The sequence below is a fragment of the Motiliproteus coralliicola genome, assembly GCF_003345655.1.
In the GTDB taxonomy this organism is placed as follows: Bacteria; Pseudomonadota; Gammaproteobacteria; order Pseudomonadales; family Balneatricaceae; genus Motiliproteus; species Motiliproteus coralliicola.
In genome coordinates this window covers 867,103-882,087 of sequence record NZ_QQOH01000001.1, presented here as the reverse complement: position 1 = coordinate 882,087, position 14,985 = coordinate 867,103, and the positions used below count along the sequence as shown (strand labels likewise).

Sequence of the window (14,985 nt, the reverse complement as noted above, 5' to 3'; positions counted from 1 at the left end):
TACCTCTGGTACCTTTCTCGGATAGCTGGAGGAGCGGTTGATCGGCTCCCTGGTGCACTAAGGCGCGGTATTCTGCCGTATTTCCCAGCTTGAATCAAAAGTTTTCGGTCGACTTTGGTCGCTTTGCAGGCAGTTTTCTCAGGCGTTTAAGCCAATGAGCTGCGGGCTAGCTGAGCCCAGTGGCCGTCAATAAGGAGCTCGATGGGGCGATAGGCGATTTTGTAGTCCATTTTTCGACAGCCTCGTACCCAGTATCCCAGATAAAGGTAGGGGAGTTGTTGCTCGCGGGCGCGGCCGATCAGCGACAAAATCGCCAGTTTTCCCAGGCTTCGATCAGCGTAGTCGGGGTCAAAAAATGTGTAGATCGCCGAAAGTCCTTGCAGTAGTTGGTCGACCACGCAGATGGCGAGTAGCTGGCCATCCAGTCGGAACTCCATAAAGCGGCTGTCCTGCTGACCCTGTATCAAAAAGGCCCGGAACTGCTCGCGGCTGGGTGGGTACATATCACCGTCATCATGGCGCGCTTCGATGTAGCGCTCGTAGAGGTGGTAATATTCGTCCGTTTCTTCGGGATAGACAAAACTGATCGACAAGTCTTTGTTTCGATTAAGAATCCGGCGTTGGCTTTTGCTCAAGCGGAAAAGATCTACCGGTATCCGAACCGAAATACAGGCCGAGCAGGTGCTGCAGTCGGGGCGATAGATATGTTCGCCGCTACGTCGGAAGCCGAGGTCCGACAGGGTGCTGTAGGCCGACAGGTCGATTCGTGCCTTGGGGTCGACAAACACGGTGCGTGCCAAGCGATTGTCGAGGTAGCTGCAGCCGTGCTCGGGAGTGGCATAGAACTGCAGACTGTGCAGGTCGGTCGGCGGTTTTTTTCGGGTTGAGGTGGTCACGGCGGTTTGCGTTGGTCTCGTGGAAAACGATCAATTGTTGCGCCAGTGGTTCTCGGCGGCGCAATGTTGTTCCAATTGCCTGGCAAACTCTGAGCGGGGGATTAGGCAGGCGCCCAGCGACATCAGGTGCTCGGTTTCAACCTGGCAATCTATTAAAGCATAGCCCCAAACGCTCAGCTGTTCGACCAGGGTGGCAAACCCGACCTTGGATGCGTTGCTGACGCGGCTGAACATCGACTCACCGAAGAATACTCGCCCGATGGCGACTCCATAGAGACCGCCTACCAGCTCCCCCTGTTGCCAGACCTCAACCGAGTGGGCGATGCCAAGATGGTGGAGCTCTGCATAGGCCTGTTCCATCTCCGTCGTGATCCAGGTGCCTGGGTCGTCCATTCTGGGCGCTGCGCAGGCGGCGATGACCTGATCGAAGGCGCGGTCGAAGCTGACTTCAAACCGTTGCTGGCGCCGCAGTTTTTTTAGGCTGCGGGAGAGGTAGAGCTGGTCCGGGTACAACACGCATCGAGGATCGGGGCTCCACCAGAGTATGGGTTGCTGATCATCGAACCAGGGGAAGATTCCGTGGCGGTAAGCGAGTAGTAAGCGTTGAGGGCTGAGATCACCGCCGGCTGCCAGCAGCCCATCCGGATCGGCCAGCGCCTGATCCAGCGGCGGAAACCAGAGTTCATCATCAAGCCAGGGAATCTGAGACATGAAAGGGCTGAGGCGTGAGAAAAAAGAGAAGGGAGGCCTGGCCTCCCTTTGCAACTGCTAGATCGACTTACTTATCGAGGTTGTCGAGGAAGCGCTCTGCATCCAGTGCCGCCATGCAGCCGAAACCGGCCGAGGTTACCGCCTGGCGGTAAACCTGATCGGCGACATCGCCGGCGGCGTATACGCCGGGTATGCTGGTCTGGGTGGCGTTGCCGCTCAAGCCGCTCTGGATCTGCAGGTAGCCGTTGTTCATCTCGAGCTGGCCGGCAAAGATATCAGTATTGGGCTTGTGACCGATGGCGATAAAGCAGCCCATCGCTTCGACAACTTTGGTGTCGCCGGTGTTGACGTCCTTGATGCGTACGCCGGTAACGCCCATGTCGTCACCGACGATCTCATCGACGGTGTGATTCCACTCCACCTTGATGTTGCCTTTTTCAACCTTCTCCATCAGATGGTCCTGCAGGATCTTCTCGGCCCGCAGGCTGTCGCGACGGTGGATCAGGGTGACCTCGGAGGCGATATTGGACAGGTACATCGCTTCTTCGACAGCGGTGTTGCCGCCGCCGACCACGACCACCTTCTGATTGCGGTAGAAGAACCCATCGCAGGTTGCGCAAGCGCTGACGCCTTTGCCTTGGAAGGCTTCTTCAGAATCGAGCCCCAGGTACATGGCGGACGCGCCGGTCGCGATGATCAGGGCGTCACAGGTATAGGTGCCGCTGTCGCCGGTCAGCGTAAAGGGACGCTCGGTCAGCTTTACGGTATGGATATGGTCGAACTGGATTTCGGTTTCGAATCGCTCGGCGTGCTGTTGCATGCGTTGCATCAGCTCAGGCCCCTGAACGCCTTCATGATCACCCGGCCAGTTGTCCACGTCGGTGGTGGTGGTCAGCTGTCCGCCTGCCTGCATACCGGTGATCAGCAGCGGCTTCAGGTTAGCGCGGGCTGCATAGACGGCGGCGGTGTAACCGGCCGGGCCTGAGCCCAAAATGATCAGGCGAGAGTGTCTGGTTTCGCTCATACAAAAATCTCTTTTAAGGGGCGGTTCATCAATGGGACCTAATCTTAATCCATCTGTTTTTAAATTTGGAACCGCCAGTTGCCTGTGAGGGTTAGAAGATTTTTCGTTGAGCTTATTACTTTGCTGTCGATCTGGAGGCTCAAGTCGTCTGAAAAATGTGGTATTTTGGCCGGTTTGTAACACTAGGAACACGGTAGCGGTATGACCGATCGTCAGGCATTCAGCGAGTTTATCTCTCGGATCACCAAGGAAGGTGGCCTGATTCTATTTCTTGTGCTGTGCAGTTTTCTGCTGTTGGCACTGTTCAGTTTCGATGCTCGCGATCCGGGTTGGTCGCATCTGGGCTACACCGGTTCGGTGCAAAATGCCGCCGGTAGCAGTGGCGCTTGGCTGGCTGACTTCTTCTATTCCATGTTCGGATATATGGCGCCGGTACTGCCGTTGATGCTGGTCTATCGGGCCTGGCGGTTTCTACGCCGCCCGCAGGAACGTTGGCTGACGGCACTACCTTACATGCTGCTGCGAGCTGTCGGCGCCGTGTTGCTGATCGGTTCCGGCTCAGCCTTGGCTGCGATCCATTTCGATAACCGCTGGTTGAACTTGCCGTTTGAGGCTGGAGGGCTTGTCGGTCTCGAGCTGGCCGAAGCGGCTCTGTTAAGCCTGGGCGTCCTAGGGGGAACGCTGATTCTACTCGGCGTACTGCTGCTGGGCGTTACCTTGTTCACCGACCTTTCATGGCTGCGGCTGACTGAGCAGTTGGGTAGTTATCTGCTGGGTGGTTGGCAGCGTCTGCTGGGGTTGGCCAGCGCCGGAACGGGAACGCTCCAACATGCCGTTGATCGTGCTCGAGAAGAGTCAGAGCAGCCGGCAGAGCAAGCACCAGCATTCGAAGGCGGTCGCAAAAACGTTAAAACCGGCACCCATCACGGGGTCGAGGTTGACGATCTGCCGCCATTCTCGATCGATCCGGTAGATGCGGGGCGCAATGAACCCGATGAGCAGGCGGTTATGGCTGCTTTGGAGGCAGGTGTTCAACGCCCGGCTGATAAGCGCTCGACAGCGTCGTCGACCGTGGCAGCACCCGCTCAGGACCACAAGTCGCTGAAGATAGTGCCGCTATCGGAAACCGTCGAGGCGATCGATGAATCTGATACCGAGGCTGGCAAAACCATCGCACCAGCGCGCAAACAGCAGCAGCTCAAACAGATGCCGAAGGTCGATCTGCTAGACCCGCCGGAAACCAAAAGTGCTCAGGGCTATACCCCCGAACAGCTGGAGACGATGTCGCGGCTATTGGAAGTGAAGCTGAAGGACTTCGGCGTTGTTGCTGAAGTGACGGAGGTGAATCCGGGCCCGGTTATCACGCGGTTTGAGATCCAGCTGGCACCAGGAACCAAGGTCAGCAAGGTAACCAACCTGGCTAAAGATCTGGCCCGCTCGATGGCGGTGATGAGCGTGCGAGTGGTCGAGGTAATTGCCGGTAAGTCGGTGATCGGTATCGAGATACCTAACGAAAACCGAGAAATGGTGCGGCTACGTGAAGTGCTGGGCGCCAATGTATACAGCAGCGCCGGATCCAAGCTGAGTCTCGGGTTGGGTAACGATATTGCCGGAAATCCGGTGGTGGTCAATCTGGCCAAAATGCCCCACCTGTTAGTGGCCGGTACCACCGGTTCGGGTAAGTCGGTGGGCGTTAATGCGATGCTGCTAAGCCTGTTGTTCAAGGCAACGCCGGACGAAGTGCGCTTGATGATGGTCGACCCTAAGATGCTGGAGTTGTCGATCTACGACGGTATCCCCCATCTGCTGACGCCGGTCATAACTGATATGAAAGAGGCTGCCACGGGGCTGCGCTGGTGTGTGGCCGAGATGGAGCGTCGATACAAGCTGATGGCCAAGATGGGGGTGCGAAATCTTGCCGGCTTCAACGATAAGATTCGCGCTGCCGAGGCGGCCGGTACGCCGCTGACCGATCCGCTGTGGAATCCGGTCGAGGAGGGCTTCGACGAGAGCGCCCCGGCACCGGCGTTACAGACGTTGCCCTATATCGTTGTGGTGATTGACGAGTTCGCCGACATGATGATGATCGTCGGTAAGAAGGTGGAGGAACTGATCGCACGGATCGCCCAGAAAGCCCGGGCGGCAGGGATTCACCTGATCCTGGCGACGCAGCGTCCGTCGGTGGATGTGATTACCGGCCTGATCAAGGCCAACGTGCCGACTCGGATTGCGTTCCAGGTCTCCTCGAAGATCGACTCCCGCACTATCTTGGATCAGGGCGGTGCCGAACACCTGCTGGGCAACGGCGATATGCTCTATCTGCCGGCAGGTAGCAGCATGCCGATCCGTGTCCATGGCGCTTTCGTCAGTGACGACGAGGTGCATCGTACCGTAGAGGCTTGGAAGAAGTGGGGGCCAGCCGATTTTGTCGAAGAGATCCTCATGGAGTCGGTCGATATGGACACCACCGGCGGTTCCGGTACCACCGGTTCGTTGTTTGAGGACGAGCAGGATCCGTTGTACGACGAGGCGGTGGCCCATGTGACCAAGAGCCGCCGTGCCTCGATCTCGGCGGTGCAGCGTAAATTGAAGATCGGCTACAACCGTGCCGCTCGTATGATCGAGGCGATGGAAGCGGCCGGGGTTGTCAGTGAGGCGGCCCATAACGGCAGCCGAGAAGTGTTGGCTCCCCCTCCGGTAGAGATGAATTGATGAATGGAATGATTCGGCTTTTTTTGACGGTTCTATTGAGTTTGAATGCGGGCTGGTTGCAGGCAGCAGATGCAGGGCAGAATCTGCATCGGTTGTTGGGCAAGATCGATAGCTTATCTGCTCGGTTTGAGCAGTTGGTGCTGGATGGGGGCGGAACCCGTTTGCAGCAAAGCCAGGGTGAGATGGTGCTGGCGCGACCGGGCAAGTTCCGCTGGCGCACCGACGAGCCTTTCCCGCAGCTACTGGTATCCGATGGTCAGACCCTGTGGATGTACGATGAGGATCTGGAACAGGTGACTCGCCAGGCGGTGGATCAGCAGTTGAGCAATACGCCTGCACTGCTGCTGAGCGGAGATCTGGCGACGCTGCAGGACTCGTTTCAGATTCAAGGTCCGGTGGAGGGTGACAGCGGAACCTTCCGACTGCTGCCCAACAGTGAGGATGCGCTCTTTACGGTGTTGCGGATGCAGTTTGTCAGCGGGGTGCCGATAGAGATGCAGCTCGAGGATAATCTGGGGCAGCAGACCAGCGTGCACTTCTATGATTTGACGCTCAATCCGACTCTGGAGTCGCAACAGTTTGAATTTCAGGTCCCCGATGGGGTTGACCTGATCGAGCAATAAGGACACTTCGCGCCCATGACCGCCGATCTGTTCGAAGAGCAGCAATCCGAAGGTTATCAGCCCCTCGCGGCGCGGATGCGTCCGCGTCAGCTAGATGATTATTTCGGCCAGTCCCATATTCTTGGGCCCGATAAAGCGCTACGCAGCGCCATCGAGCAGGGCACGCCCCATTCGATGATCCTTTGGGGGCCGCCCGGGGTAGGTAAGACCACTCTGGCCAAGTTGATTGCCGAGCTCACCGAGGCGCATTTTGAATCGATTTCGGCGGTCCTATCCGGTGTCAAAGAGATCCGGCTGGCGATCGAACAGGCGAAGTTGCAGCGGGCGCAGTCGGGGCGCAAGACGATCCTGTTCGTCGACGAGGTCCACCGTTTCAATAAGAGTCAGCAGGATGCTTTCCTGCCCTACGTCGAAGATGGCACGGTCATCTTTATCGGTGCGACCACCGAAAACCCCTCGTTTGAACTCAATAGCGCTCTGCTGTCACGGGCCCGGGTCTACCTGTTGCGCTCGTTGGAGCCGTCGGTGCTGGTGGAGATGGCGGAACAGGCGCTGTGCGACCCTCGGGGGCTGGGCGATAGTGGTCTGCAGATCGCACCGCAAATGATTGAGCGATTGGCGCAGGCCGCCGATGGTGACGGCCGTCGGGTGCTGAACCTGCTGGAGATCGCTGCCGATCTAGCAATCGATCGAGACGGCGTCAAGGTAGTCGATGAGGCGGTAATGGAAGAGGTGTTGCAGGCCTCGGGGCGTCGCTACGATAAGCAGGGTGATCTGTTTTACGATCAGATCTCGGCTTTCCATAAGTCGGTGCGTGGCTCGTCGCCCGATGGTGCTCTCTATTGGTATGCGCGGATGCTTGATGGTGGCTGTGACCCGCTTTATGTGGCGCGTCGACTGCTGGCGATCGCCTCGGAAGATATCGGTAATGCCGATCCGCGGGCGATGCAGGTTGCGCTGAATGCCTGGGATGCATTCACCAGGCTGGGGCCGGCAGAGGGTGAGCGGGCTATTGCTCAGGCTGCGGTATATTGTGCCTGCGCACCCAAGTCCAACGCGCTGTATCGGGCGTTTAATCAGGCGATGGCGGATGTAAAGGCGGACCCGTCCTACGAAGTGCCGGAGCATCTACGCAATGCACCGACCTCGCTGATGAAAGACCTGGGCTATGGTGCCGAATACCGATACGCCCATGATGAACCCAATGCTTACGCCGCCGGTGAGGTCTACCTGCCGGAGCCGATCCATCAGCGTCGCTACTATGAGCCGGAATCTCGGGGTTTGGAGCAGAAAATAGCCGACAAGCTGGATCATCTGCGTCAACTGGATCAAGCCAGCCAGCGTCGTCGCTACAAGGACGAACGGGACTAGCGCCGTGGCGACCCTGCAGGCGTCATGATGGCTTGGTTGGGTAATGGAATCGCATAATACGGAAGAGGGTGGATATGCTGCAGTTGTTGATGGTTGCCATGGGTGGGGCCTGCGGAGCGCTGGGGCGTTACTGGGTCAGCGGTTACGTGGTCAACAATATCGATCATCCGCTGCCATTGGGGACTCTGACCGTTAATGTGCTGGGATCCTTGCTGATGGGCGTCTGCTTTGTGTTGATTCTAGAGAAAGCCCAACTGCCACCGCCTTCCCGACAGCTGTTGATGGTCGGTTTCCTAGGAGCATTCACCACTTTTTCGACCTTTTCGCTGGAAACCCTGACGTTGATGGAGCAGGGCCATATCATGTCCGCAGCGATTTATATATTATTGAGCGTTTTCTGCTGCATCGCCGCACTGGCGGCCGGAATGTGGCTGACGCGACTGTTGTTTTGATGTAATTCAGTTTTAACCATTTGAGAAAAAAGGCCATCCTGACCGATGCTCGATCCCAAGCTTCTGCGAAACGACCTCGAAACGGTCGTCGAAAAACTCACCACCAAGGGTTATCAGTTTGATACGGCTCGATTCAACGAGCTGGAAAGTGCGCGTAAATCGCTGCAATCCTCCACCGAGCAACTGCAATCCGAGCGTAAAGCTCAGGCGGCTAAGATCGGTAAAGCGGCCAAAGCCGGTGAGGATATCGCACCGCTGAAAGCGGAAGGCGAGCGGATCAAACAGCAGCTTGAGTCCATTGCTGCCGAGTACAAACAGGTCCAGGAAAATCTGGATGCGCTGCTGATGGGGGTACCGAACATCCCGGATGCCTCGGTGCCGGCTGGCGACAGTGAAGACGACAACGTTGAAGTCCGCGTCTGGGGTGAGCCGACCCAATTCGACTTCGAGCCGCTGGATCATGTTGATCTGGGTGCCAAACAGGGCGGTCTGGATTTTGAAACTGCGGCAAAAATCACCGGTTCACGCTTTGCCGTGATGAGCGGTCGGATGGCCAAGCTGCACCGGGCACTGACCCAGTTTATGCTGGATGTCCAGACTCAGGAACATGGCTACGAAGAGGTCTACGTACCCTACCTGGTCAATGCGGACAGTCTGCGAGGTACCGGCCAGTTGCCTAAGTTTGAAGAGGATCTGTTCAAGGTTCCTGGCGATAACGACTTCTACCTGATCCCGACGGCCGAAGTGCCGGTCACCAATATTGCCCGCGATAGCATTCTGGAAGGGTCCGAGCTGCCCAAGCGATTCACCAGTCACACTCCCTGCTTCCGCAGCGAAGCGGGCAGCTATGGTCGTGATACCCGTGGCATGATCCGTCAGCACCAGTTCGAAAAGGTCGAGATGGTCCAGCTGGTTGAGCCCTCCAAATCGTTCGAGGCGCTGGAAGAGCTGACCGGTCATGCCGAGGCGATTCTGCAAAAGCTGAATCTTCCCTACCGTGTGGTCGTGCTCTGCGGTGGTGATCTGGGCTTTTCCGCCACCAAGACTTACGATCTGGAAGTCTGGCTGCCGGGTCAGCAGAAATATCGTGAGATCTCATCGTGCAGCAACATGGGTGATTTCCAGGCCCGCCGCATGCAGGCGCGCTGGCGTAATCCGGAAACCGGCAAGCCGGAGCTGCTGCACACCCTGAACGGTTCAGGCCTGGCGGTAGGGCGCACCCTGGTGGCGGTGCTGGAGAATTACCAGCGTGCCGACGGTTCCGTCGCTATTCCCGAAGCGCTGCAGCCCTATATGGGTGGTGCTACCGAGCTCTGATGACTTCCCTTTGCCCGGCTGGGTCCTCCGGCCGGGCGTCTGAAACCGACGGATTTCCTAGGACTTTTTCCTATTTTGGCGCTCGACCTTCGGCCTGGTTCATTCTGTTGGAACTCCGTGGTAGTCTCTTCTGACCTACAATAATTACGGTGTTATTGAAAACGGTTCAATAACAACCGGTTGTACCCTTGGCTCCAGGCCTTGAATGAGACGTGGAATGAGAAAACTGGCAGCCCTGCCTTTGTTGTTTGTACTGGCTATGCCGGTCAAGGCGGACTTCTATGAAGGCCTCGATGCCTTTGAGCGCGGAGATCATGCTACGGCATTGAAGCTGTGGCGCTCACTGGCTATCCAAGGTAATGCCAGCGCCCAGTACGATCTTGGGCTTGTCTTTCTATCCGGGCAGGGGTTGGAGAAAGACCCGGTCAAAGCCGCCTACTGGTTCCGTAAAGCTGCTAATCAGCGTTTGCCGCGAGCTCAGTCGATGCTCGGTACCCTGTACGAGCAGGGGCTGGGGATCGCTAAGAATTACATGATGGCGGCGTCTATGTACCACAAGGCAGCACAAGAAGGTGACCCCTTGGGTCAGTTCCGTCTCGGAATGCTCTATAAGGACGGCAAGGGCGTCGCTAAGGATATGTCTCAGGCGGTGCTCTGGCTAAGGCATGCGTCCGAGCGAGGCCTGGCTCCGGCGCAGCACAATCTGGGAATCATGTACTACCGTGGTCTCGGCGTGCCAAGGCGCTATAAAGAAGCCCTGAAGTGGCACAGCAAGGCGGCCGAGCAGGGTAACGTCGACTCCATTATCACGCTGGGGCTGATGCATTTTAAAGGTGAGGGGGTCGAGAAGAACTTCGTCGAGGCCTACAGCTGGTGGAATACGGCGGTTCAGGCGGGGGATCAGCAATCGATCAGTGCCCGTGAGGCTGTTGCCGCCATGCTGACCAAGGAGCAGCTGGCCGAAGCCAAGCGGATTTCCGAGCTGAAGCGTCAGCGTATCTTTCCCGATGCATCTACTGACTCACCGGGCTAAGTGAGCGGCAGTACTGCAAACCCCAGTCGTCTTTCGTCATCCCATTGCAAACTCAACAGTGGTTGTTATCGCGGACCGCTGTTACCTGATCGCACCTCTAAGAAGCGCTTAGTCACGCCGCAACCGATCCGACACTGCAATCGGTGACGGGAAGTTAAACACTACGATATAGGACGAGACCAGGAAGGTCAGAATAGCGGTTGCCTGGATCAGGTGTGAAGCCTCTTCGCCGATCAGTAGCGTGCTGGTGGCGAGGTAGGCGATCAGCAGTGAGAACTCGCTGGTCTGGCCCAGACGAAAGCCCACTTCCCAGCCCATCTGCGAACTTTCACTGATCCGTTGCAGCAGTACCTTGAAGACCAGTGGCTTAAAGGCCAGCACCAGAACAGCCAGGATCAAGGCCGGCACGATCACGTCGTCCAGCAAACCGAGATTGAAGCTGGCACCGATCGAGAAGAAGAACAGGATCAGGAAGAAGTCACGCAGGGGCTTCAGGCTCTCGGCGATATATTGCGAGATTGGACTGGTCGCCAGGCTGACCCCGGCAACAAAGGCACCAATCTCAGCCGATAATCCCATGGCGGCAGCGCCTTCGGCCACACCCAGGCACCAGCCGATAGCCACCAGGAAGATATATTCATGGAAGCGGTCAAAGCGCTGGATCAGGTTCAACAGAATGTATTTGACGAACAGGAATGCCGAGCCGATCAGCAGCGGGAATGCCAACAGGGTCTTCAGGTAGGTGGTTGGGCTGACATCGCCGGAACTGGTGCTGTAGAGAGCCAGCAGTACGATGATGGCGATCACGTCCTGCAGCAGCAGCAGGCCGACAACCAGTTCACCGGTGTGTTTGTGGTGCAGAACCGTCGTCGGTAGCAGCTTGATGCCGATAATGGTACTCGAGAACATCAGTGAAAGACCGATGATCAGGCACTCGGTCTCGGTATAACCAAAGGCTTTGCCCGTACCGTAGCCGATGGCGGCAAAGACCGCCGAGCTGAGCAGCGCCACCAGGGTGGCTTTCTTGAGCATGTGCAGCAGGTGGCTGGGTTGCATGTCCAGCCCGAGTAGGAACAGCAGGAAGATAATCCCGATTTCGGCGATATCCGACAGCAGGCTGGTGTCCGTGACCATCTCCATACCGTAGGGGCCGAACAGGGCGCCCAGTACGATATAGGCCACCAGCAGCGGCTGGCGGGTAAACAGGGCCAGAGAAGCGATGACGGCGGCCCCGGTGAAAATCAGGAAGAAAGAGAAAACCAGCGAGTGTTCCAAACCAAAAACTCCAGTAACGGCCTCTGACGGCTTTAGCAGCGGCCTGTAACGGTATTATGAAGAATGCCCCGTTTATGGCAACAATGCCTTGTTATCAAATGGTTAGTAAACAAGACCAAGATTATAAGCGGATCTGGCTCCAGCGTCGGCGCGACCATATAAAACTCAGTATGACTGAGGATAGCCCTCGATGAAGCAGCTGTACCAGCCAGATCGCGGTCAACCCTCCGCCTAAAACAGGGCCGACCAGCCAGGTCAGTGGCAGGAAAAAGCCCCACTGGCCCACCAGTGTTACCAGCATCACCGTGCGGTTGGCGCCGGCCCCAAGCATCGCCTGGGTAAACACAATGGCCATCACGTCGATACAGATGGCGACGCAGGTGATACGTAGCGGTATCAGTGCCTGGTCGATTAGTGGCTGCTCGGACAGGAACAGCCCCAGAATCTGCGCCGGTAAAAACCATAGCGGCAGGCTGAGTAGCAAGACGGTAACAGCGGCTACCTTGACCGTATCCCAGCCCCACTGGGTGGCGGAATCCTGGTCGTCTTTGCCCAGGTCATGGCTGACCAGGGTCGTGGCCGCCATGCCGAAACCGACCGCAGGTAGAATCAACAGCAGCGACAGATGGGTCAGCACATGGGCAATAGCCAGCTCCTGAGTGCCCAGTGTGGCGATGATGCCGAACAACACCGCGACGCTGCCGGCGAACACCAGTTGCTGCAGAGAGTTGGGAATGGATAGCCGCAGAAGGCTGGTCAATGTTTGCCGATCGGGTAATCGGGTCAGGAATCCGCGGCTTCTGGCCTGGCGCCAGGTCATCAGGATATAGACCAGACTGCCCAAATACAGCGAGAGTGTGGTGCCGAGTCCGGCTCCGGCTGCGCCAAGTTCCGGCAAGCCGAAGGCCCCGTAGATCAGGCCGTAGCTGATTACCACGTTGAAAAGATGCACCGCCACCAGCACCCGCAGGTAAGCCAGCGACTGATTGATGCCGTTCCAGTAGCCCCGGAACGACAGGTTAAAACCGACGGCCCAGGCCCCAAGGAGCCGGTAGTCCAGGTAGGGTACGGCAACCTGCATCAGCTCTTGGTCGTTACTGATCAAGGCAATAATGCGATCGGATTGGGATAGGCAGATCAGCATCAACGGCAGGCAGAAAAGCAGGGCGATCAGCAGGCCGCCGTTGAGTGGTTCCGCTTTTACGGCAAGTCGGCCCTGGCCGTGGCGCCGCGCCACCATCGCCTGTACCCCCGATGACAGCCCCATCACCAGCGCCATGACCAGGAAGCTGGCGTAGCCTCCGACGCCGACACCGGCTAACGCAGCGCCGCCCAGGGCGCCGACCAAAGCAGTGTCGACCAGATTCAGCAGGCTTTGCGACAGCATACCGCCGATAATCGGCAGGCCCAGTGTCAGAATCTGTCGGTAGCGGGGGTTAAGGAAGTTCAGAATCAAGACCTTGTGGCGTTGGGCTAAAAGGGCGCCATTCTATCAGATCCGGCTGCGCTGGGTGGGGTAAATGGGGCTAATGGGGGAGCTTGGGTTTAACGGCAGGGTGCAACAGTTTAGAAGCTGTCTAATATCTGACCAAAAAAGTAAGGTTCATTATTGGCAGACGATCGCATAGAATGGAACCAAGATTGTTATAGGTAGTTTTATCGATGCAGACATACGACATCACCATCACAGAAAGCGCTCAGGATTACCTCTCTGAACTGCTGGAAAAACAAAGTGTTGAGGGAATCGGTGTACGAATCTTCGTGACCCAGCCCGGTACTCCCTACGCCGAAACCTGTCTGGCCTATTGCCGGCCGGAAGAGGTGCAGGAAGAGGATGAGGTGATGGAACTTGAACCTTTCAAGGTCTATCTGGAACCCCACAGTATCCCCTATCTGGAAGAGTCCGTGGTCGATTACGCGTCCGACCGCATGGGAGGGCAGTTGACCATCAAAGCACCCAATGCCAAGGTGCCCAAGGTCAGCGAAGACAGCCCGATCGAAGATCAAATCAACTACGTACTGTTCAATGACATCAATCCGGGGCTGGCGTCCCACGGCGGCCAGGTGTCGCTGGTGGAGGTGATCAGCGAAGAGCAGGGTGAGATCGCGGTGCTTAAGTTCGGCGGTGGTTGTCAGGGTTGTAGCGCGGTCGATATGACCCTCAAGGATGGTGTTGAAGCCACGCTGGTAGAGAAGGTTCGTGGTCTGGTCGGCGTCAAAGATGTGACCGACCATTCGGTAACCGACAACGCTTACTATCAGTAACCTGTAGATGGCGCCGATTATGGTGCTGGCTACAGTATAAAAAAGGCTCCCGAGGGAGCCTTTTTTGGTTTTCCTTAGCGGCTTAGCTGCGGCGGGCCGGCAGGGCTTCGTGCAGTTTGGTGGCCATCTCTTTCAGCGATTTTTCGGTCGTATCCCAATCGATACAGGCATCGGTAACCGAGACGCCGTACTTGAGTTCGTTGAGGTCTTTCGGAATCGACTGGTTGCCCCATTCCAGGTTGCTCTCGATCATCAGGCCGACAATGGTCTGGTTGCCTTCCAGGATCTGGTTGGCCACGTTCTCCATGACCAGCGGCTGCAGTGCCGGATCTTTGTTGGAATTGGCGTGGCTGCAATCAACCATGATGTTGGTACTGACACCTGCCTTCTCAAGCGCTGCCTCGCATTGCTTGACGCTGACCGAGTCATAGTTGGTGATGTTATTGCCGCCGCGCAGGACTACGTGGCCATACTGGTTGCCACCGGTATTGATCACCGAGACCTGGCCGTCGCCGTTGATACCCAGGAAGCTGTGGGAGTGGGACACCGACTGCAATGCGTTGATCGCTACGGTGAGGCCGCCGTCGGTGCCGTTCTTGAAACCGACCGCACTGGACAGACCGGAAGCCATCTCGCGGTGAGTCTGGGATTCGGTGGTACGGGCGCCGATGGCTGACCAGCAGATCAGATCCTGCATGTACTGCGGTGAGATCGGGTCGAGTGCCTCGGTGGACAGCGGCAGGCCCATATCGGCAAGATCGATCAGCAGTTGACGGCCAATTTGCAGACCTTCCTCGATTTCGAACGAGTCGTTCATGTGAGGGTCGTTGATCAGGCCTTTCCAGCCGACGGTGGTGCGGGGTTTCTCAAAGTAGACCCGCATGACGATGTACAGGGTGTCTTTGAGTTCATCGGCCAGCTTCTTCAGCTTGCGGCCATAGTCCAGCGCGGCTTCAGGATCGTGGATCGAGCAGGGGCCGACAACCACAAACATGCGGTGGTCTTTCCCGTCGAGAATATTACGGATCACATCACGCCCTTCGAGTACGGAGCGGCAGGCGGCTTCGGTCAGAGGCACCTTTTTCTTCAGCTGCTCGGGGGTGATCAGGATGGATTGTGAGTTGACGTTTAGGTCATCAACGCGGACATCGGTCATTGCTCTTTCCTAACTCTGTTGCCGGGGTCTGTTCCATCACGCATGTAACGAGGAGGGCGTGATGGCAGCCGCGGCTTTATTTCTGGATCACAGTCACTGTGTTGGCAGGTTGTAACATATCTAGCTGCATTGCACCATCGGTCAAGGGGT

Annotated in this window: 12 protein-coding genes and 2 pseudogenes; 8 read left to right on the top strand and 6 right to left on the bottom strand. The window is 57.2% G+C overall.

The window, feature by feature from the left end; all coding sequences use genetic code 11:
• Positions 1–146: 146 nt before the first annotated feature.
• The 3 genes from DV711_RS03940 to trxB form a co-directional block, all read right to left on the bottom strand.
• Complete coding sequence (locus tag DV711_RS03940; RefSeq protein ID WP_114694333.1) at positions 147–896, bottom strand: arginyltransferase; 750 nt, start codon at positions 894–896, stop codon at positions 147–149.
• A gap of 30 nt (positions 897–926) precedes the next feature.
• Positions 927–1,607, bottom strand: coding sequence for a leucyl/phenylalanyl-tRNA--protein transferase (gene aat / locus DV711_RS03935; RefSeq protein ID WP_114694332.1), 681 nt, complete (start codon positions 1,605–1,607; stop codon positions 927–929).
• Positions 1,608–1,674: 67 nt separating this feature from the next.
• Positions 1,675–2,631 carry a thioredoxin-disulfide reductase gene (gene trxB / locus DV711_RS03930; RefSeq protein WP_114694331.1) on the bottom strand — a complete coding sequence of 319 codons (957 nt, stop codon included), beginning with the start codon at positions 2,629–2,631 and terminating at the stop codon, positions 1,675–1,677.
• A 201-nt stretch (positions 2,632–2,832) separates the two neighbouring features.
• Here trxB and DV711_RS19765 point away from each other — a divergent pair.
• The 7 genes and pseudogenes from DV711_RS19765 to DV711_RS03900 all read left to right on the top strand — a co-directional run.
• Positions 2,833–3,381, top strand: a pseudogene (locus DV711_RS19765) (DNA translocase FtsK 4TM domain-containing protein); the annotation flags it as partial.
• A gap of 456 nt (positions 3,382–3,837) precedes the next feature.
• Positions 3,838–5,343 (top strand): annotated as a pseudogene (locus DV711_RS19760) (DNA translocase FtsK); the annotation flags it as partial.
• Complete coding sequence (gene lolA, locus DV711_RS03920) at positions 5,343–5,966, top strand: outer membrane lipoprotein periplasmic chaperone LolA (RefSeq protein WP_114694329.1); 624 nt, start codon at positions 5,343–5,345, stop codon at positions 5,964–5,966. The pseudogene DV711_RS19760 and the gene lolA, both read left to right, overlap by 1 nt.
• 15 nt (positions 5,967–5,981) lie before the next feature.
• Positions 5,982–7,337, top strand: coding sequence for a replication-associated recombination protein A (locus DV711_RS03915; protein ID WP_114694328.1), 1,356 nt, complete (start codon positions 5,982–5,984; stop codon positions 7,335–7,337).
• 74 nt (positions 7,338–7,411) lie between these two features.
• Positions 7,412–7,789, top strand: a complete 378-nt coding sequence (gene crcB, locus DV711_RS03910) for a fluoride efflux transporter CrcB (RefSeq protein ID WP_114694327.1) — start codon at positions 7,412–7,414, stop codon at positions 7,787–7,789.
• A 45-nt stretch (positions 7,790–7,834) separates the two neighbouring features.
• On the top strand, positions 7,835–9,106 hold the full coding sequence (gene serS, locus DV711_RS03905; RefSeq protein ID WP_114694326.1) for a serine--tRNA ligase: 1,272 nt from the start codon (positions 7,835–7,837) through the stop codon (positions 9,104–9,106).
• 217 nt (positions 9,107–9,323) lie between these two features.
• Positions 9,324–10,139: a tetratricopeptide repeat protein gene (locus DV711_RS03900; protein ID WP_165839995.1), complete on the top strand. Its 816-nt coding sequence runs from the start codon at positions 9,324–9,326 to the stop codon at positions 10,137–10,139.
• Positions 10,140–10,247: 108 nt separating this feature from the next.
• On the opposite strand, the gene DV711_RS03895 is transcribed toward DV711_RS03900, so the two are convergent.
• On the bottom strand, positions 10,248–11,414 hold the full coding sequence (locus tag DV711_RS03895) for a cation:proton antiporter domain-containing protein (protein ID WP_114694324.1): 1,167 nt from the start codon (positions 11,412–11,414) through the stop codon (positions 10,248–10,250).
• Between the two features lie 121 nt (positions 11,415–11,535).
• Positions 11,536–12,870 (bottom strand): MATE family efflux transporter, encoded by a 1,335-nt coding sequence (locus DV711_RS03890; protein ID WP_243633722.1) that lies wholly within the window; start codon positions 12,868–12,870, stop codon positions 11,536–11,538.
• 206 nt (positions 12,871–13,076) lie between these two features.
• Between DV711_RS03890 and nfuA the strand changes: the two genes are divergently transcribed.
• Complete coding sequence (nfuA, locus tag DV711_RS03885) at positions 13,077–13,679, top strand: Fe-S biogenesis protein NfuA (RefSeq protein ID WP_114694323.1); 603 nt, start codon at positions 13,077–13,079, stop codon at positions 13,677–13,679.
• Positions 13,680–13,761: 82 nt separating this feature from the next.
• On the opposite strand, the gene DV711_RS03880 is transcribed toward nfuA, so the two are convergent.
• Positions 13,762–14,835: a 3-deoxy-7-phosphoheptulonate synthase gene (locus DV711_RS03880; RefSeq protein WP_114694322.1), complete on the bottom strand. Its 1,074-nt coding sequence runs from the start codon at positions 14,833–14,835 to the stop codon at positions 13,762–13,764.
• Positions 14,836–14,985: the final 150 nt, after the last annotated feature.

What these genes read in the sequence shown, in the direction of transcription:
- DV711_RS03900 (WP_165839995.1), top strand. Translation starts at nt 9,324, where the DNA reads ATGAGAAAACTGGCAGCCCTGCCTTTGTTGTTTGTACTGGCTATGCCG.
- DV711_RS03915 (WP_114694328.1), top strand. Translation starts at nt 5,982, where the DNA reads ATGACCGCCGATCTGTTCGAAGAGCAGCAATCCGAAGGTTATCAGCCC.
- crcB (WP_114694327.1), top strand. Translation starts at nt 7,412, where the DNA reads ATGCTGCAGTTGTTGATGGTTGCCATGGGTGGGGCCTGCGGAGCGCTG.
- serS (WP_114694326.1), top strand. Translation starts at nt 7,835, where the DNA reads ATGCTCGATCCCAAGCTTCTGCGAAACGACCTCGAAACGGTCGTCGAA.
- trxB (WP_114694331.1), bottom strand. Translation starts at nt 2,631, where the DNA reads ATGAGCGAAACCAGACACTCTCGCCTGATCATTTTGGGCTCAGGCCCG.
- nfuA (WP_114694323.1), top strand. Translation starts at nt 13,077, where the DNA reads ATGCAGACATACGACATCACCATCACAGAAAGCGCTCAGGATTACCTC.
- DV711_RS03880 (WP_114694322.1), bottom strand. Translation starts at nt 14,835, where the DNA reads ATGACCGATGTCCGCGTTGATGACCTAAACGTCAACTCACAATCCATC.
- aat (WP_114694332.1), bottom strand. Translation starts at nt 1,607, where the DNA reads ATGTCTCAGATTCCCTGGCTTGATGATGAACTCTGGTTTCCGCCGCTG.
- lolA (WP_114694329.1), top strand. Translation starts at nt 5,343, where the DNA reads ATGAATGGAATGATTCGGCTTTTTTTGACGGTTCTATTGAGTTTGAAT.